Source organism: Butyrivibrio sp. AE3004 (assembly GCF_000703165.1).
In the GTDB taxonomy this organism is placed as follows: Bacteria; Bacillota; Clostridia; order Lachnospirales; family Lachnospiraceae; genus Butyrivibrio.
Window position 1 is genome coordinate 3,356,947 of record NZ_JNLQ01000002.1, and the last position, 19,409, is coordinate 3,376,355.

Below are 19,409 nucleotides of genomic sequence, written 5' to 3' on the forward strand. Positions count from 1 at the left end.
GAATATAATGAAAAATATTATTACAATTAGCAGACAATTCGGAGCAGGCGGAAGCACAATAGGTCAGGCAGTAGCAGACAGACTGGGATTTTATTATTGTGACAAGGATATGATATTAAAGGCCGCGATGGAATGCGGAAGCCTTTCACCCTCGGAAGTCAGACAGTATGACGAGCGGGTTCCAAGAGAATTCGGATTTGGGCAGAGTCTCTTTGATTTTTATAACAAGCCTTTGGACGAGCGCCTGTTCAATGCGCAAAGGGAAGCAATCAAGAAGGTAGCGGAAAAAGGAAACTGTGTAATAGTCGGGAGAAATGCAAATATTATACTTGAAGAATATGACAGGACGCTGCACGTTTTTATTTCTGCAACAGAACATTTTCGTCTTAACAGAATGAAAGAAAAAATGCCTGATATGACAGAAGAAAAGATACTTGAGCATCTTCGCTCTGTTGATAAAACAAGGGAAAAGTATTGTAAATATTATACACATACTCTGTTTGGAAATGCTGCCTACTATGATCTATCCGTAAAAAGTTCAACACTCGGAATAGATAATTGTATAGACCTTATATGTAGAGCTGCAAAGTCAAACTGAATGTGAATGTTCGCTTAAAAAACAGACCAAATCCATGAAGAGGAGGTCTGTTTTTTGATGTTTTTAAAAGTCCTCAAACATTGACAAACAGAACATTTAAGCTTTATCATGATACAAACTATGGTTTTATAGCATTATGGGGTAATATGCTGTTATTACATATGACTTGAGTTTTACCCGATTAAATAAAAGATACTAAGAATTAGGAGAATTTATCATGGCACAGGATGGAAAGAAACTTGTATCAGAGATAACCTCGATGGATGAGGATTTCACACAATGGTACACGGACGTAGTTACAAAGGCAGGGCTTATCAGCTATTCAAACATTAAGGGCTTCATGGTTATAAAGCCTGCAGGATACGCCATTTGGGAGCTGATTCAGAAGCATCTGGATGAGCGTTTTAAGAAGACAGGTGTAACGAATGCTTATCTGCCTATGTTGATCCCGGAATCTCTTCTTCAGAAGGAGAAGGATCACGTTGAAGGTTTCGCTCCGGAAGTGGCATGGGTTACACATGGCGGAACAGAGCCTCTTACTGAGAGATACTGTGTTCGCCCTACATCAGAGACACTTTTCTGTGATTACTACAAGGGAGAAATCCATTCTTACAAAGACCTTCCTCAGGTACTTAACCAGTGGTGCAGTGTAGTACGCTGGGAGAAGGAGACAAGACCTTTCCTTCGTTCAAGAGAGTTCCTTTGGCAGGAGGGACATACAGCTCATGCCACATTTGAGGAAGCTGAGGAGAGGACGCAGCAGATGCTGAACGTATATGCTGATTTCCTCGCGGAGGACATGGCAATACCGGTAATCAAGGGACAAAAGACCGAGAAAGAAAAATTTGCCGGTGCGGAAGCTACCTATACTGTTGAGGCACTTATGCACGACGGACGTGCTCTTCAGTCTGCAACAAGCCATAATTTTGGTGATGGCTTTGCAAAGGCTTTTGAGATCCAGTATGCAGGAAAAGATAATAAACTTCATCACGTATTCCAGACATCATGGGGTGCAACAACAAGACTTATCGGAGCGATGATCATGGTTCATGGCGACAATTCAGGTCTTGTGCTTCCTCCAAGAATTGCTCCCGTACAGGTTATGATCGTTCCTATTCAGCAGAAGAAGGAAGGTGTTCTTGAGGCTGCAGGTAAGATGCTTGAAGCCCTAGGGGATTTCAGAGCAAAGCTTGATGACTCCGATAGAAGTCCGGGATACAAGTTCTCAGATCAGGAGATGAGAGGTATTCCGCTCAGAATCGAGATTGGACCCAAGGATATCGAGGCTGGCAAGTGCGTACTTGTAAGAAGAGATACATCCGAAAAGATTGAGTGTCCTATTGATGAGGTTGCAGCTAAGGTTGGTGAGCTCCTTCCTAAAATTCAGAACGATATGTACGAAAGAGCTAAGAATCACCTTGATACTCATACATTTTCAGCTACAAGCAAGGAAGAGTTTGAGGAGGCATTTAAGGAAACCAAGGGCTTTGTAAAAGCAATGTGGTGTGGTGACAGAGCCTGTGAGGATAAGATAAAGGAAGACTACTCTGTAACAAGCAGATGTATTCCTTTCGAACAGGAAAAACTTTCAGGAACCTGTGTATGCTGCGGAAAGCCTGCTACAAAGATGGTTTACTGGGGAAGAGCATATTAAAAAGCTTTTGATGTTTTTCTAATAAAAAGAAAAACCATATATTTTTATTAACGAAAGAAAGACAATTTGGATAAGCAAGCAATAAAAATAAATATTCCTGTTCCCGCAGCCGAAATACTGAATAAGCTTCATGAACATGGTTATGAGGCTTATGTGGTTGGGGGCTGCGTAAGGGACAGCATACTGGGTAGAGAACCGGGCGACTGGGATATAACTACCAGCGCAAGACCCGAACAGGTAAAAAAGATATTTGGAAGAACAATCGATACAGGAATCGCTCACGGAACCGTAACAGTTATGATAGGCAAAGAGGGCTTTGAGGTTACAACTTACCGAATAGACGGTGAGTATGAGGATGGAAGGCATCCCAAGGACGTAACCTTTACTTCAAATCTTATCGAGGATTTGAAAAGAAGAGACTTTACCATAAACGCAATGGCTTATAGTGAAGAAGATGGCCTTATTGATAAGTTCGAAGGAATTTTAGATATTGATAAAAAGATAATCCGATGCGTGGGAGATCCTACAGAAAGATTCACAGAGGATGCACTGCGTATGATGAGAGCGGTGCGGTTTGCGGCTCAGCTTGGATATACAATTGAGGATAAAACAAAAAAAGCCATTACAGAACTTGCGCCTACCTTAAGCAAAATCAGCACAGAGAGAATTCAGGTGGAACTGATAAAGCTTCTTGTTTCTTCCAATCCGGGAGAAATGAGAGAACTGTATCAGACAGGAATCACAGCGGTATTTATGCCTGAGTTTGACAAATGCTTTGAAACACAGCAGAATAACCCGCATCATGCATATAATGTCGGAGAACATATTGTAAGATCTGTTGAAGCAGTGAAAAATGATAAGCTGCTCAGACTTACCATGCTTTTGCATGACATAGAGAAACCATCCTGCAAAACTACCGATGAAATGGGAGAAGATCATTTTATTGGACATGCAGAGAAGGGTGCGGATACGGCATATGCTATTTTGAGACGCCTGAAATTTGACAGGGATACAATGGATAAGGTCAGGATACTTGTGAGGTATCATGACTGGAGATTTTCAGCAGAGAAGAAGAATGTAAGAAAGGCTGTAAACAAAATCGGAGAGGAACTCTTTCCGTATTTTCTCGAGATAAAACGGGCAGATACCGTTGCACAAAGTGATTATTTAAAGGATGAGAAATTTGCATGGATTGATAAACTGAGCCGTTTGTACGATGAGATCAAAAGAGACAATGAATGCACATCCTTAAAAATGCTTGCTGTAAACGGTAAAGATCTCATTGATAAAGGTATTAAGCCCGGAAAAGAGCTTGGAGATATTCTTGGTGCAATGCTCATGGATGTTATTGAAAATCCTTCTCACAATTCAAAAGAATATTTACTTGATGATTCCGTATTTTCGGGATTTACGGGTAGATAGTAAATAAAAGTTTGGGGCTGTTTCCGAAATCCGGAAAAGGGGGAGCTATGAAAAAGACCTTTCAGAATTTTTTCATATTGCTGTTTGCACTGGCTTTTGCATTATTTCGACCAATCAGTGCTTTTGCGTCTGACGTAGTAATAAATGAAGATGAAAAAGTCAGAGTTTCTCTTTTGGCGAAGTATGATTCTGCAGATACAGCCGTGGTCAAACAGGTCAATACCTATTCCCAGACCATACAGTTCAGAAATCATGATGTGGGCAAAAATTATACATTAAGCTATGATAATACATCCATGATATACGATATCCACGGAGAGCCAATGTCTGCATCAATGCTCGAAGTAGGACAGGTGGTGAACATAACTTTTCTTAAAGGCGTGAAGCATCTAAACTCTCTTTGTGTATCCCGTGATGCATGGGTAGAAGGCGGAGTGACAGACTTTAGCCTTGTCAGCGATGATGAGACAGCAAAGATTAATGGTACGGTTTTCCATATAACGCCCAAAACACTGATAATATCTGATGGGCAGGCTGTGAATCCTGAAGATATTCTTGCTACTGATACGCTGAGGGTTAGTGGTATAGATAAGGAACTGTACAGCATAGTGGTAACAAAAGGCCATGGTTATGTAAGCCTTTCATCGGAAACAGTTAATGACAGAAGCCTTGTAGGAGCATGGATTGAGCTCGATAAGGAAGTAATAAGAAAAATAACTCCTCATATGCTGATAAGTGCGCCTGAAGGAAGCTATAATGTCAGCATTATGGGAAACGGCGCAAAGTTTTCGTCTGAAATTATTGTAAACAGAAACGAAGAAACCGTAATTGATACAAGTGTTGCTGAGGTCGAAAAAATAAAAGAAGGAAATGTGACTTTTGTTGTTACTCCTTCCGAATCAAGAGTTTTTGTTGACGGAAATGAAGTACTGACTGAAGTACCTCACAGTTACACCTATGGTAAGCATAAGTTACATGTTATGGCCGAAGGGTACGAACCACAGGATCATATCCTGAAGGTTGCGGAGCCTGACGCAACGCTTTTTATAGATCTTGAGGCAAAAGAGGGTACAAAGGAAAAGGATGCAGCAGAAGAGGCTTCAAGTGTCGAAGAGGAAAATTCCGCAGAAGAAGAATCTTCAGCCGCACCAAGCGAAGCAACACATGCGACTTCAACGGGCGAGTGGTATGATGACCTTGTAAATGAAAATGCCGCCAATTCAGGAAAATCAAAATCCGAAAAGAAGAATTCCGCAGCCAAGGCATCATCAAGTTCATCTTCAGGCAGCACAGCAGGTGTTGATTCTGAGGCAGCAGCAACAACAGCATCTTCTGAAGCCTCCTCTTCAAAGGATACAGGTACCGGAGGAGGAAATAATTCAGATGCAGCTTCAACCAGCAACACATCTGATACTTCGGATTCGTCAAATTCAGAAAGCACAGTGGATGAAAATGTAATCAGCGGATATAAGGTGACTTTTGATGAACCGATAGGAGCAGAGGTATATATGGATGGTAATTATGTTGGAATAATGCCGGTAAGCTTTGCAAAAACCGCAGGACAACATATGGTAACTCTTCAGAAAGAAGGGTATGAGACAAAGAGCTATACCATTCATATAGACAAAGAAAAATCCAATGTTACTTACACGTTCCCTAATCTTGTGCCAGTTAAGAAAGCTGATGAGGGTAATGAAGAAAATAATAACAGCGGAAATAACAATACAGGTAGTGAAAGTGATATAAAACACGAGGAAGTAAGCGGAGGTCAGCCATGAGACTGGATAAATATTTAAAGGTGACAAGACTTATCAAAAGGCGAACGGTTGCGAACGAAGCCTGTGATGCGGGAAGAGTTATGATAAATGACAGAGTGGCAAAGGCAAGTACTGATGTTAAAGCAGGAGACATTATAGCTATAAGCTTTGGAAACAAGGATGTTAAGGTAGAGGTACTTGATGTAAAGGAAACCATACACAAAGAGGATGTGTCATCGCTTTACCGATATATTTGATATGCTTTGATTGACAGTGATTTTTTTGCGTACTAAAATAAAGTTGAGGGGTTATATCTCCGAAATAACGTAAATAGCAATTGTTTCGGATGGGGAGTTTTGATGGCAGCAAAAGCAAGATATAAAAGAGTTAATGAACAGAACAAATACGGTATGATTATGGCTACTGTGGCTGTTGCGCTTCTTCTTGTTGTGGTTTTGATAAGAAGCATGAGCCTTGTTCAGAAAAGAGACATGTATCATGCAAAGATTGATACATTACAGACTCAGATTGAACAGGAAGAAAAGCGCAAGGAACAAATAGCTGAATTTGAGACATATACAACAACCAGAAAATATATTGAACAGGTTGCGAAGGAAAAACTGGGGCTTGTATATCCCGGAGAAATTATTTTCAAGGATAAGAGCGCAGGAAAGTAAAGGTAATAAAGGCTCCGGAATTGATCCGGAGCCTTTCTGAATTAAAAGATGAATAATTTGACAGCAGACGTAAAAAAATTTATAGAGGATGAAGGCCTTATAGCAGACGGAGAGATAGTCCTGGCAGGTGTGTCGGGAGGTGCTGATTCTGTCTGCCTTTTTCATGTTCTGAGGACACTGAGGGAAGAACTGTTTTTTAATTTTGCAGTGGTACATATCAATCATATGATACGTGAAGCTGCAGAAGGTGAAGCCAGATTTGTTGAAGAACTGTGCAAAAAATACAATGTAACTTTTTTCAGAAGAGATATAGATATCCCGGGAATTACTCAGGATAATGATATTTCCGAGGAAGAAGCCGGAAGAAATGAAAGATATAATGCCTTTTGTGAGATTGCTGAGGAACTTTCGAAAAAATACGGAAGAACGGTTAAGATTGCAACCGCACATAACAGAAACGATCAAACTGAAACAGTCCTTCATAATCTTTTCAGAGGAAGCAGGATCAAAGGCCTGTCCGGTATTAGGGTAAAGGGCACAAGAGGCGGCTTTGAGATCATAAGACCCCTTATAGATGTGGACAGGGAGAGTATAGAAGAGTATCTTGCAGAGCAAGGCTTTGAGCACTGTAATGATGACAGCAATTTTACCGATGACTATACGAGAAACAGGATAAGACATAATATAATTCCCGTGGCAAAAAAGCAGGTAAATCCAAAGGCAGATAAGCATGTGGCACAGACAGCTAATTACCTTGGGAGAATAGATGATTTTCTGGAATTAATGGCAGATCAGACACAAGGGTGGCTTATCAGCAAAAAGAAAGGAGAGGTTATTCTTGACTGTAATGTACTTTCCTCAAGACATGAAATAATAAGAGAACGTCTTATTATACGGGGATTACAACTTCTCTATCCGCATGTTAAGGATATACAGGATATCCACATTAATACGATCAGTAAAATGGTTCTAAGTAAGGAAGGATCTAAGGAACAGGATCTTCCATACGGAATAAAAGTAATTCGGGCTTATGACAAATTAAAGCTTACGTTCAAAAAGCTCGATAATCCCTTTAGTGAGGCGATAATACCTGATTTGGAGGCTCTTGACCAGGGAGAACACGTTACAGTGAAAATTCCGGGGGTAGGGATTGTAAAAATGAGAGTATTTCTCTATGAAAGTAGGCTCGAAATCCCGACAGGAGAATATACTAAATGGTTTAATTATGATAAAATAAATAATAGTTTGCAATTCCGAACGAGATGTACAGGGGATATGATCTCAGTCGGAAATGGAAACAAGAAACTGAAAAAATTCATGATAGATGAAAAAATTCCGCTTGATGTAAGAGATTCCCTATATATACTTGCGGACGGGGACAATGTTTTATGGGTTCCCGGATACAGGATAGGCGATTACTACAAGCTGGATGATTATTCACTCAGGGTTTTGGAAGTAACAGTAACAAAAAGATAAAGAAATACGGAGTGATTTTCACTCTCGGAAGTGAGGTAATTATGGCAGAATCAGTTAGAGTATTACTTTCTGAGGAGGAGGTTGACAAAAGAATACAGGAAATCGGCGAGCAGATAAGCAAGGACTATGCCGGAAAAACAGTTCATCTTGTATGTGTGCTTAAGGGCGGCACTTTCTTTATGTGTGAACTTGCAAAGAGAATTACTGTTCCTGTAACAATGGACTTTATGTCTGCTTCAAGCTATGGATCTTCAACGAAGTCCAGTGGTGTTGTTAAGATTGTAAAGGATCTTGATGAGCCTATTAATGATAAGGATGTCCTTATTGTAGAGGATATTGTGGATTCCGGAAGAACACTCAGTTATCTTATGAAGATGCTTGAGGACAGAGGACCGGCAAGCATAAGGCTTTGTACACTTCTTGATAAGCCTGAGAGACGTGTAATGGATGTTAATGTGGACTACACAGGATTTGAGATACCTGATGAATTTGTTGTGGGATATGGACTTGACTATGATCAGAGGTATCGAAATCTGCCTTATATTGGGGTAGTAGAGTTCGATTGAAGGGGATAAACAGTGAATAAAAACAGGGGATTTAATTTTTACTTTGGACTTATAATAGTCCTGCTGCTGGCGCTTGCCTTTCTGGAGTACGGAAAAGGCAGGATTCAGTCATCAAATACAGACTATACCAGAGGGCAGCTTGTTCAGGACCTTCAAAACGGAAAGGTATATGATGCGGTTATAGTTCCGAATGAAGAAACACCTACCGGAGTTGTTCAGATCACTCTGTCAGATAAAACGGAAAAAATACTATATGCTACGGATGTCTCGGAAATAGAGAATATACTCGTACAGAACGGCGTAGATCCGATTGTAAGAGATGTACCCGGGGAAAATCTTCTTATAAGCAGCATAATACCTATTCTTGTAGGATTGTTTGTTATTACGTTCCTGTTTGTGATGATGAATAATGCCCAGGGACAGTCTTCCGGCAACAGTCGGATGATGAACTTTGGTAAGAGCAGAGCGCGCCTTTCAACAGGAGAGGAAAATAAGATCAAGCTTACGGATGTAGCAGGTCTTGTTGAGGAAAAAGAGCAGCTTACGGAAATTATTGAGTTCCTTAAGGATGCCGGTAAATTTACCAGGGTCGGAGCGAGAATACCTAAAGGTGTTCTTTTGGAAGGTGCACCTGGAACAGGTAAGACACTTCTTGCAAGAGCAGTGGCAGGAGAGGCAGGAGTACCTTTCTTTAGTATTTCGGGTTCTGATTTTGTTGAAATGTTTGTAGGTGTCGGTGCATCACGTGTAAGAGACCTCTTTGCTGATGCAAAAAAGAATTCTCCCTGCATAATTTTTATTGATGAGATAGACGCAGTTGCGAGACGTCGAGGAACCGGTATGGGAGGCGGACACGATGAACGTGAGCAGACTCTTAACCAGCTCCTTGTTGAAATGGATGGTTTTGGCGTTAATGAGGGTATTATTGTCATGGCGGCTACAAACCGTGTTGATATCCTTGATCCTGCAATCCTTCGTCCCGGACGTTTTGACAGAAAGATAACAGTTGCCAGACCTGACGTTAGAGGAAGACATGAGATTCTAAAGGTACATGCCAGAAATAAGCCGCTTGGAGAAGATGTTGATCTTGAAAGTATTGCGCAGACAACAGCGGGCTTTACAGGAGCGGACCTCGAGAATCTACTTAATGAATCTGCAATTAACGCTGCAATGGATAACAGATCTTTTATTAAGCAGACGGATATTCAGAAAGCGTTTGTTCAGGTCGGAATAGGTACTGAGAAGCACAGTCATATTATTTCCGATAAGGAAAAGAAGATTACTGCATATCACGAAGCAGGACATGCTATTTTATATCATGTGCTTCCTGATGTGGGACCTGTATATACTGTATCTGTTATTCCGACAGGAATGGGAGCAGCCGGATATACCATGCCACTTCCCGAAAAAGATGAAATGTTCCTCACAAAAGGAAAGATGCTTCAGGAGATAATGGTAGTTCTCGGAGGACGTATAGCTGAGGAAATAATCTTCGGTGATATAACAACAGGTGCTTCCAGTGATATTCAAAAAGCTACAAGCGAAGCAAGAAAGATGGTAACCGTATACGGAATGTCAAAGAGAATCGGTATCATCAACTATAATGAACAGGAAGAGGATGTGTTTATCGGTTATGACATTCAGCACAATAAGAGAAATTCTGAGCTGATGGCAGGCGAGATAGATAAACAGGTTAAGGATATCATTGATCTTTGCTATGCAAAAGCAAAAGAAATCATCAGATCCTACGAGGATATCCTTCATTCAAGCTCTAAGCTGTTGATTGAAAAAGAAAAAATTGGACGCGAGGAGTTCGAAGCCTTATTCGCTTCTCATCCGGCTGTTTCACTAAGGGAAGATGTAGCAGCACTTGCAGAAAAAATCTAAGCTTGTGCAAAATGTACAAAAATGTAGTGGGGCTTTTAGTTATTTTGTGAAACGTGAGTATTTACCAAAAAATAAGCTGGTGCTAATATAATCTCGTAACCCCCAATACATTAAAGTTTTTTGCTATACCCATAAGAAAGAAATACCTTCTCTAAAAAAGACAGCAACCCTAAGCTGTCTTTTTTGCTATTTAAGGAGTTTTTTATGATTAGACGGGAACGATTGTTCCATGATATGACTTTGGACTTTCATCAACCCACCAGTCCAAAGCCGGGAAGTGTGATCTTTATATACTTCCGCTGCGGCGATGGGGATGCAGATAAGATAACTCTTGTATACAAAACTGATATTGAATCCGGTGAAGGGGTTATGAATAAGCATCACACCGAGGATGGGTTCGATTATTATCTTTTAAAAACTAAGGTTCCTGAAAAGGGAGGAACTGTCTATTACTATTTCCGAATAGAAGGGGAGAACGAGACTCTCTTTTATGATCAAAGCGGAGTTTGTACAGATATACCAGGCAAATACAGATTCAGAATGATACCTGATTTTGGTACACCGGACTGGGCAAAAGGCGCAGTTATGTATCAGATATTTGTCGACAGATTCAGAAATGGTGATCCCACAAATGATGTACTGACAAATGAATATAATTACGTTGGAAAAAGAAGCAGACAGATAATCAATTGGGGGAATTATCCTGATCCTGAAGGCAATATCAGGGAATTTTACGGCGGGGATCTTGAGGGAGTGCTTGAAAAGCTTGATTACCTGAAGGAGCTGGGAATAGAAGTTATTTATTTCAACCCTATTTTTGTTTCTCCCTCATGTCATAAGTATGATACACAGGACTATGATCATATTGATCCGCATTTTGGGAAAATAGTGTCTGATAAGGGAAATCTCCTTGAAGACACTGAGAATAATACTAAGGCGACAAGATATATAGACAGAGTAACAAACAGAGAAAATCTTGAAGCTTCGGACAGGCTTTTTGCAAAGGTTGTTTCAGAAGCTCACAGGCGGGGAATAAGAGTCATTCTTGACGGAGTATTTAATCATTGCGGTTCATTTAATAAATGGATGGACAGGGAGAGGATATATGAGAATGCTCCGGGGTATGAAGAAGGGGCATATATCAGCGAAGACAGCCCATATCACGATTATTTTTGCTTTAACGGCGGACAATGGCCTTATAACAAAAATTATGAGGGATGGTGGGGATATGATACCCTGCCTAAGCTAAACTATGAAGGCAGCAGGAAGCTGGAAGACTACATAATAGAAATAGGAAAAAAATGGGTTTCAGAACCGTATAATGCAGACGGATGGAGACTGGATGTCGGTGCTGATATTGGACATTCAGAGGAATACAATCACAAATTCTGGAAAAGATTTCGTAAAGAAGTTAAGGAAGCAAATCCCGAAGCTCTGATTCTTGCAGAACATTATGGGAGTGCTCATGAATGGTTAAAAGGCGGAGAATGGGATAGCATTATGAACTATGATGCTTTCATGGAACCTCTTTCATATTTTCTTACCGGAATGGAAAAGCATAGTGATGAATATCATGAGGAAATGATAGGAGATGTTGATAAATTCTGGAATACTATGCTGGAGGCAGGTACTGATAATTTTGTACAGGAATCAGCACTGGTAGCCATGAATGAACTGTCTAATCATGATCATTCCAGATTCCTAACCAGAACAAACCATGTTGTGGGAAGGTGCTCTACGAAAGGACATAAAGCTGCTGAAGACGGAATTAATAAGGCTGTCATGAGACAGGCAGTAGTAGTGCAGATGACATGGCCAGGCGCACCGACGGTTTATTATGGGGATGAGGCAGGAGTATGTGGCTTTACAGATCCTGATAACAGGAGAACGTATCCCTGGGGATGCGAGGATCAGAGTATGCTGGAGTTTCATAAGGAAATGATACGCATACATAAGAACAGCATGGAGCTTAGAACCGGATCACTTGTAAGACTGGAGGCCGGGGAAGGAATACTTGCTTATGGCAGGTTTAACAGAACCACAGCGACCATTGTTGTGGTGAACACGAATAAGTATCTGACAGTCAGTGAAATTTCAATAGTACCTCTTGGAATTCCTGAGGATGCCAGACTACTTAGGGTGCTTGAGACAAGTAATAAGGGATTTAGGACAGATCCAATCAGCTATAGTGTTAAAAATGGTAAGCTGGTAAGACCTTATGGAGCAGATTCTGCTGTTGTTCTGCAGTTTAACAGAATAGCAGCTATAAATGAAGAAGCTTTCTGGGCTACCAACTTCTTCCGCATGTAATTGTCCAATAATACAGATCTGAGGTCAAAATTATAATGAAAACAGCAGATAAACGTTCCAAAACAGCAGTGTATTTGTTTTATACGATATTTTACGTTCTGATGGCTGCTCTGGTATGGGGGTGGTTTTATAAAAGCGGAAAATCACTTATCAATAGTTCTGATGCATTTGAACAACACATTAATGCACTTACAAAATATGGAAGATATCTTAGAGGATTTTTTTACAGAATATTTGTTGAGCATAAATTATCTGTCCAAAACTATGATTTGGGAATAGGTTACGGTGCTGATTTTCTTACTTCCATGCAGTATTATGCTGTGGGTGATCCGCTTAATCTTCCTGTAGGACTGTTACCATCTAAATATGTTTATTACTATTTTCAGTTTCTTATTCTGCTTAGACCATATCTTGCCGGATTGTCATTTTTACTCATGACGAGAGGAAATGGTAAGTATTCTGATGTTTCAAAATTATGCGGTGCGATGTCATATTCTTTTTGTGGTGTAGTTTTATTTATAGGAATGTGGAATCCGCAATTTGTCCAGCCCATGATATGTCTGCCGCTACTTATTTACGGTGCACAAAGATACATTCATGAGAAAAAAGCGGCTGTGTTTATACTGGCAACAGCCCTATCAGCTGTTAGCAACTTTTACTTTTTTTATATGCTGGTGCTGATGATAATGGTGTATACGATTATCTATATTTTTACTGCAGGGTGCTTTGAAAGCATAGGTAAGGCATTTAGATGTATTGCGGAATTTCTATTTCTTGGTGTTGTTGGAACATCTTTGGCGATGCCTATACTTCTTCCGGTAATTATTGCATTTTTATCAAACCCCAGGGCCGGTATAGGATCTCATGCCATACCTGTCATATATTCCGCAGAATACTATAAAGAACTGCTTGTAAGTCTTTTGTCATATAAATATTTCCCAAGATACGATACGGTAATCAGTCTCACATTTATTGCGCTACCGGCTGTCTGTCTGCTATTTGTAAAGGCGGATGAGGATAAAAAGAAAGAAGTAATAAGACTTCGTATATTAACCGCCCTTATGACGGTAATGCTTTTGATTCCCGCTGCGGGATATGCGATGACAGGCTTTTCCTACACAATAAACAGATGGAGTTTTGCGTATTGTCTGCTCCTTTCATATCTGATAACAGCTTTCTGCGAAAAGGCGGAAGATATGAAAGCAAAAGACATGATAGTTATTGCTGCAGCATCGCTTATATATGTTGCCGTAATGTTTTTCCTTGGTGAGAAATCAGATAATGTTTATCCTCAGATGATATTGCTGGTATTGCTCATCATACCTGTGGTTATAAAGAAAATACCCGGGAATGTGAGAAAGGGTATGTTGTTTGTACTAATTCTTTTGGGAATACTTCAAAACGGCTATGCTGCCAACGCTCCGGAGGCAGGAAACCTTCCAAGCGGTTATGTTGATAAAATGACACCGGATGAATATGACAATCTTGTCATGAGTACGGAGCTAAAAGCTCTCTCTGAGACTGTTACAGAAGGACAGGATAATTATTACAGCTATTCCGGAAGAAATCTTACCTGGAATGCGTCGCTTCCCTATAGTGTTCCGTCAACGCAGTTTTACTGGAGCCTTGCCAATGGAGCTGTCTCGGATTTTATGGAATCTTTGGCAGTAAATGAAATGTCAAACTTTTCTTTCTTCGGATTGGATGACAGAGCTATACCATTAAATATTGCCGGGGTAAAGTATTATTCCCTAAGATATAACAATGAGCAGGAACAGGCTTATGTTCCGATTGGATATGCTCCTTTTTCTGAATGGTATAATTTTGGTATTTTTGCAAATAATAATTCAGCTGCTCTTGGATATACAAGAAAACAAGTGATTTCAAGAAAGGACTATGATGCTCTTTCACCTGTAAGAAGGCAGCAGGCCATGCTTTTCGGAGCAGTAAGAGAAAAAGAAAACAGTAAAAGCACAGCCGAGCTTTCAGAGCTTGATACTTTGGATGATTCGTATTTTAAAGAGGTAAGTGTTCCCTATGAGATTTCCGAGAAACATGGCCTAAAGGTTAAAGACGGACTTTTTGTTGTTAAGAAGGAAAATGCTACATGCACTCTGTCTTTTGAGGGAATTCCGAAATCTGAAACATATCTTTATATTGAAAATTTAAGATGTGAAATACCTTATGATTCAACAAATATATCCGTTTCGACAGATACACCCGGGAACAGACAGATAACTAAGACAATTGCATACAAAACGCCTTACAGTCAGTTTTACAGTGGATGGCATAATTATCTTGTTAATCTTTGTTACAGTGATGAAGCAAGAAGTGCAATTACAATAACCTTCCCTGAAAAAGGAAGATACAGCTTTGACAGTATTAGCGTAATATGCCAGAGCATGCAGGATTATGTGGGGATGTCGGAGAATCTTTGCGCAGAAACAATGAAAGACAATAACCTCCACAGAAATCCAATGTCACTGATGACAAATGAGATTACAGGTACAATAACCGCTAATGAAGATTCATATTTTGTGATAAATATCCCGTATGATAAGGGATGGGATATCTATGTTGATGGAGAAAAGAGGATACCTGAAAAAGCAAACATAATGTTTTTGGGAACACCAATAACAGAGGGAACTCACAGTATAGCACTAAAGTACCATACCCCCGGTGCGACTTTCGGAGTATTGATGGCAATAGCAGGTGTCGCAATTTTCATAATACTAATAATTACGGAGAAGAAGAGTCGTGAAGACAAATAATGGCTTAAACAAAAAGCAGCTTTATTTCATTGCAGTATATATGATCGCTATATTCTCAAGACTTGTGTTTCTTGGGAGTACACCTTCAGGACTGCATGTTGATGAAGCCGGAATGGCATATGATGCGTATTGTCTTGCAAATTACGGGGTAGACAGAAATCTTTTATCCTTTCCGGTTTATCTCATAAACTTTGGAGGCGGGCAAAGTGCGCTATATGCATATCTTGCAGCAATTTTTGTAAAATTCCTCGGACTGAATGTGTGGGCACTTCGCCTTCCGGGTGCAATTTTCTCTCTTATTACATTGTTTGCGGGAGAAAAAATAGTAAGAATTATTTGCGGAGAAGATTCAATCGCAGAATATATTTACCCAATAATATTTACATGTTGCCCTGTGTTCGTTATGAGTGCAAGATTCGGTCTTGACTGTAATCTGATGCTGGGCATGACCACACTTTTTTTATACACCATGATGAGGGCAATCGGCTCAGAGAAAACAGGTGATTATGCATTGGCAGGCCTCCTGGCTGGAGCAACACTTTATACATATGCAATAAGCTATGCTATAATGCCGCTATTTCTTGCAGTTTTGTTTGTTATCCTGCTGGTAAGCAGGAAACTAAGTGCTCTTAGAGTTATAAGCTTTGTAATACCGCTTGCGATTCTTGCAGCACCTCTTCTTGTGACACAATATGTAAATATAAACGGCAAAGAATCCATAGTATTTGGAATTATAACTATGCCGGCTCTTACTTTCTACAGAGGTGGAGAGATAATTGCTCCTTCTCTTACAGGATTACTAAATGCGCTAAAGAGTGTATTTTTGTATGACAGTCTTGATTACAATAGTATTCCTGCATTCGGAACAATGTATTATGTGACAATACCTTTTATCGTGATAGGGATGGTTCGTTCAATAATATCGATAAAAGATTCGGCTAAGATTAAGACTTTTGGCTTTGCAATTCTTCCGGTTTTATGGTTTGCTTGTGAGCTTTTGATCGGAGCAATGCTTGGGGGAGACGGACCAAATGTAAATAAGATGAACGGAATCTTCTTTACGCTGGCATTTTTTGCAGCATTTGGTATGGAAACTGTACTTTTACTGTTTTCAAAAAAAAGAAAGGCAATGATTGCCTCCTGTACCTTGTTAGCCTGTGTGTTTATCGGGTTATCGGGAGCTTTCTTTATTAAGTATTTTGGGGAATACTCGGATAATTTATATCTTTTTCAAAAGACAATAGATGAACCGCTTAAGGTGCTTGAAAAAGAGGAATACTTTGTGGATAAGCAGGTTGTATTTATCCATGATAATCAGCCGTATATTCCGCCGTATATTTTCTTCCTTCTCGGAACAAAGCTTTCGCCCTATGACTTTAATATGAATGATACTTCCTACTATGCAAGATATCTGTTTAATCCACCTGATGAACTCAGTTGCGACTATATCTATCTTGTGTTTGACGGAAATGATGAGAGAGTAGAAAGCCTTCAGAATATGGGATGTGATCAGATATTAAAATTTGACGGGGCTTTACTAATATGGCAGGGAGAGCAGATAGAATATACGGAAGCTTCCTCTTCTGAAGAAAAAGAAGAGGGTATTCCTTTTGGACATGATCTGCCGTTCCATATAAGAAGGATAGCAGGGATTGCGGAAGGATTAAGGGACGGAGAATTTCCTGTAAAAATGCAGCATTACTGGTTTAATAATTATGGATATCCGGTTGGAGTCATGTATGGTGATGCTCTTCTTTATATTCCGGCCATTTTACATCTTTTGGGAATGCCCCTTTGGATGACATATATTTGCTACTGCATTTTCATACAGCTTCTCACGGCATTTACAGCTTATATCTGCTTTAAATATCTATCGGGCAGCAGGCGCTTTGGTGCTTTATGCATGCTTTTATATTTCCTGTCATTTTGGAGACTTACGGACCTTTTCACAAGGCAGGCAGTGGGAGAATACAGCGCTTTTGCATTTCTGCCCCTGATAGTTTTAGGACTTTCAAGAATTCACAGGGATGATAAGTCTGAAAGAGGGGTTGTGCTACTTTGTCTTGGAATGACGGGATTGTTCATGACGCATCTGTTAAGCGTTATAATGGCAACACTTTTTATAGTGATATTTGTAATTGCGGATGCTAAAAACATGCTGTTAAAAGGGAAGTGGAAAAAACTTGCTTTTGCAGCAGGAAGTGCGTTGCTACTTAATTTGTGGCAGATAGTTCCACTTATTGATTATTACAAAAACGTGCCGATGCTTATAAATTCAGGGGAGACCACTCCAATCCAGACTTTCGGAATAACATGGAAGCAAATGTTTGGAGCATATTATGATGTGGTTGCACCAATGAGGGAGCTTGGAAATGAGCCTATAACGGAAATGCCTCAATCACCCGGGATCTCACTGATTATGATAATGATTGCTTTTGTAATCTACCTTTTTTCGAACAGAAAAGAACTTGAAAAGCATGTAGCGGAGATTATAACGGGAGCGCTTGCGTTATTGGCACTTGTTCTCAGCACTTGTTATTTCCCGTACGATATGCTTTATAACAAGGTGAAAATCCTGTTTAAGATACTGGGGAGCATTCAATATCCGCCAAGATATCTTACTGCAGCAACAATTCTTATATGTGCTCTTTATGCTGTCATGCTTGGGAAAAAAAAGTGGTACAAGCTGGGGATTATCCTTCTTGTCATAAGTATCTGGCAGAGTGGATCCTACGTGAGATGCTTCATTGAAAAGCAGACGGTTAAGGTTGCGGTTAATAATTTTGAAGATTGGACTTCTTTTGATGATGACAGACAGTATATGATAGTCGGTACGGACACGGAGAGACTTCAGTATGCATCTGTGCTACCATCATCTGAAGACATAACTTACTTTGATGAAGAAAGAAAAGACGGAGAATACTCTTTACACCTTGTGAACAGTACGACAAATGAGGGCTTTGCAGACCTTCCGCTTTTGGCTTATCCATATTATTACGGGACTGATGGAAACGAAAAATATGAGCTGACATCGGGAGACAATAATAAGCTAAGGGTTACGGTTCCCAAAGGTACTGATTCGGTAATAAAAATCAGGTTCAGGGAGCCATTATACTGGAGAATTTCAGAGATAATCTCATTAGCATTTTTGATGATTATGATCGGGTTTGGGGTTCGGAAAATAATAAAGAAATAAAATAAAAACATCGGTTTGAAAGAAATGAAGGAACTTTCAAACTGATGTTTTTTATTATAAGAATCATTACTTAATTTTTTATGATGAGATGATCATTTTTTACCAGACAATCAGGCAGTTACCGGGGGCTGTAAGAGGTCTTTCCTCAAGAACTCTTACATCACGACCGATTGATTTTAGCATATTTGTGAATTCATCAACCGTAAAGCCGTCCAGCTTGCGCTCTGATTCAAGATTCCAGGTAAAATATCCATGGGAAGCCTTGGAAACAACTTTATCCCAGTACCCCTGCTGGATTACTCTTGCCAGCTCGCTGTAAGCATAATTGCTGATCACAAGGTCATGATCTGATATATTTTCGCCATCCATAGCGGTTCCGTCTATGAATTGTACGTTACCGATATCTATAAGTTTTTTTAGAAAACGCTTAGTAAGGCCAAGAGCTTCTGGGAGGTCAATGAGCGAATACTTATCAATTTTATAATCAGCAAAAATTATTCTGCATTGTCCACCGTAGCCCACTCCTATTTCCGCAACAGACTTAATATCCTCCATTGGGAAAAGCTTTTTAAGATCGTCCAAAACCTTAATGTACCTTAGGGTTGTAGGAGAAACGGAAACGGTTCTGCCGCCAATTTCGTAATCATATACACGTGGTTTACCAACAGTGTCATTTTTTAAATATTCATTGAGGCGAGAGCAAAGATCTCCAAAATTATCACTTTTGGTAAGCTCTTCAAGGTATTCGCTTCCCTGCTCTTTAGACATGTGTTCAAGAATCAGATTATATATTTCATTTCTTCTGAAGTGACTGAACAAAAAGTTGTTTTCACTGGCAAGACGACAGTATGCGGGATATCTTCCGTCATCGGAAACACTGCTGCCGCCTGTGCTCTTATCCAAATAATCAGCCATGATCTTCTGATCAAGCTTTTTTAAAACCTTATCATTAAAAGTCATATGTAACTCCTCCTGCCGAGTATCTTATGATATTGTATCATAAAATCCTTACAGAAAAAGCTAAACTGATAGCAAATAAGGATTGTACTAAGGTTATGATTTGGTCTATAATATTTCTAGTGTTTTGTTAACAAT

13 protein-coding genes are annotated in these 19,409 nt (G+C 39.8%); 12 read left to right on the forward strand and 1 reads right to left on the reverse strand.

The features are described from left to right. The first annotated feature begins 7 nt into the window (after positions 1-7). The 12 genes from BV60_RS0117430 to BV60_RS0117485 all read left to right on the forward strand — a co-directional run bounded on the left by BV60_RS0117430 (position 8) and on the right by BV60_RS0117485 (position 18,314). On the forward strand, positions 8-598 hold the full coding sequence (locus BV60_RS0117430; protein ID WP_029323793.1) for a cytidylate kinase-like family protein: 591 nt from the start codon (positions 8-10) through the stop codon (positions 596-598). A 217-nt stretch (positions 599-815) separates the two neighbouring features. After that, entirely contained in the window at positions 816-2,252 is a 1,437-nt protein-coding gene (proS, locus tag BV60_RS0117435) for a proline--tRNA ligase (RefSeq protein WP_029323795.1), read from the forward strand. 81 nt (positions 2,253-2,333) lie between these two features. Continuing rightward, complete coding sequence (locus tag BV60_RS0117440) at positions 2,334-3,674, forward strand: CCA tRNA nucleotidyltransferase (RefSeq protein ID WP_035777851.1); 1,341 nt, start codon at positions 2,334-2,336, stop codon at positions 3,672-3,674. A gap of 47 nt (positions 3,675-3,721) precedes the next feature. Continuing rightward, a complete protein-coding gene (locus BV60_RS0117445) occupies positions 3,722-5,452 on the forward strand; it encodes a PEGA domain-containing protein (protein ID WP_029323799.1) in 1,731 nt (576 codons plus the stop codon). Then, a complete protein-coding gene (locus tag BV60_RS0117450) occupies positions 5,449-5,688 on the forward strand; it encodes an RNA-binding S4 domain-containing protein (protein WP_022761750.1) in 240 nt (79 codons plus the stop codon). The genes BV60_RS0117445 and BV60_RS0117450 overlap by 4 nt, the downstream gene beginning before the upstream one ends. 102 nt (positions 5,689-5,790) lie before the next feature. After that, on the forward strand, positions 5,791-6,108 hold the full coding sequence (locus tag BV60_RS0117455) for an FtsB family cell division protein (protein WP_029323800.1): 318 nt from the start codon (positions 5,791-5,793) through the stop codon (positions 6,106-6,108). 48 nt (positions 6,109-6,156) lie between these two features. Beyond that, positions 6,157-7,584, forward strand: a complete 1,428-nt coding sequence (gene tilS / locus BV60_RS0117460; RefSeq protein WP_029323802.1) for a tRNA lysidine(34) synthetase TilS — start codon at positions 6,157-6,159, stop codon at positions 7,582-7,584. A gap of 41 nt (positions 7,585-7,625) precedes the next feature. After that, positions 7,626-8,150, forward strand: a complete 525-nt coding sequence (gene hpt, locus BV60_RS0117465; RefSeq protein ID WP_029323804.1) for a hypoxanthine phosphoribosyltransferase — start codon at positions 7,626-7,628, stop codon at positions 8,148-8,150. Positions 8,151-8,162: 12 nt separating this feature from the next. After that, on the forward strand, positions 8,163-10,037 hold the full coding sequence (gene ftsH / locus BV60_RS0117470; protein ID WP_029323806.1) for an ATP-dependent zinc metalloprotease FtsH: 1,875 nt from the start codon (positions 8,163-8,165) through the stop codon (positions 10,035-10,037). A gap of 204 nt (positions 10,038-10,241) precedes the next feature. Beyond that, the gene (locus BV60_RS0117475; protein WP_051656829.1) at positions 10,242-12,347 is read left to right on the forward strand and encodes a glycoside hydrolase family 13 protein; all 2,106 of its coding nucleotides are present in this window, start codon (positions 10,242-10,244) and stop codon (positions 12,345-12,347) included. A gap of 35 nt (positions 12,348-12,382) precedes the next feature. After that, the gene (locus tag BV60_RS0117480) at positions 12,383-15,118 is read left to right on the forward strand and encodes a YfhO family protein (RefSeq protein ID WP_029323810.1); all 2,736 of its coding nucleotides are present in this window, start codon (positions 12,383-12,385) and stop codon (positions 15,116-15,118) included. Beyond that, positions 15,105-18,314 (forward strand): glycosyltransferase family 39 protein, encoded by a 3,210-nt coding sequence (locus BV60_RS0117485; protein WP_029323812.1) that lies wholly within the window; start codon positions 15,105-15,107, stop codon positions 18,312-18,314. Before BV60_RS0117480 ends, BV60_RS0117485 begins: the two co-directional genes overlap by 14 nt. A gap of 99 nt (positions 18,315-18,413) precedes the next feature. Here the strand turns inward: BV60_RS0117485 and BV60_RS0117490 are convergent, their stop codons facing one another. Further along, a complete protein-coding gene (locus tag BV60_RS0117490; protein ID WP_029323814.1) occupies positions 18,414-19,274 on the reverse strand; it encodes a putative sugar O-methyltransferase in 861 nt (286 codons plus the stop codon). Positions 19,275-19,409: the final 135 nt, after the last annotated feature.

Coding starts and splice junctions, on each gene's coding strand:
- BV60_RS0117430 (WP_029323793.1), top strand. CDS start 8: ATGAAAAATATTATTACAATTAGCAGACAATTCGGAGCAGGCGGAAGC.
- proS (WP_029323795.1), top strand. CDS start 816: ATGGCACAGGATGGAAAGAAACTTGTATCAGAGATAACCTCGATGGAT.
- BV60_RS0117445 (WP_029323799.1), top strand. CDS start 3,722: ATGAAAAAGACCTTTCAGAATTTTTTCATATTGCTGTTTGCACTGGCT.
- BV60_RS0117450 (WP_022761750.1), top strand. CDS start 5,449: ATGAGACTGGATAAATATTTAAAGGTGACAAGACTTATCAAAAGGCGA.
- BV60_RS0117455 (WP_029323800.1), top strand. CDS start 5,791: ATGGCAGCAAAAGCAAGATATAAAAGAGTTAATGAACAGAACAAATAC.
- tilS (WP_029323802.1), top strand. CDS start 6,157: ATGAATAATTTGACAGCAGACGTAAAAAAATTTATAGAGGATGAAGGC.
- hpt (WP_029323804.1), top strand. CDS start 7,626: ATGGCAGAATCAGTTAGAGTATTACTTTCTGAGGAGGAGGTTGACAAA.
- BV60_RS0117475 (WP_051656829.1), top strand. CDS start 10,242: ATGATTAGACGGGAACGATTGTTCCATGATATGACTTTGGACTTTCAT.
- BV60_RS0117480 (WP_029323810.1), top strand. CDS start 12,383: ATGAAAACAGCAGATAAACGTTCCAAAACAGCAGTGTATTTGTTTTAT.
- BV60_RS0117490 (WP_029323814.1), bottom strand. CDS start 19,274: ATGACTTTTAATGATAAGGTTTTAAAAAAGCTTGATCAGAAGATCATG.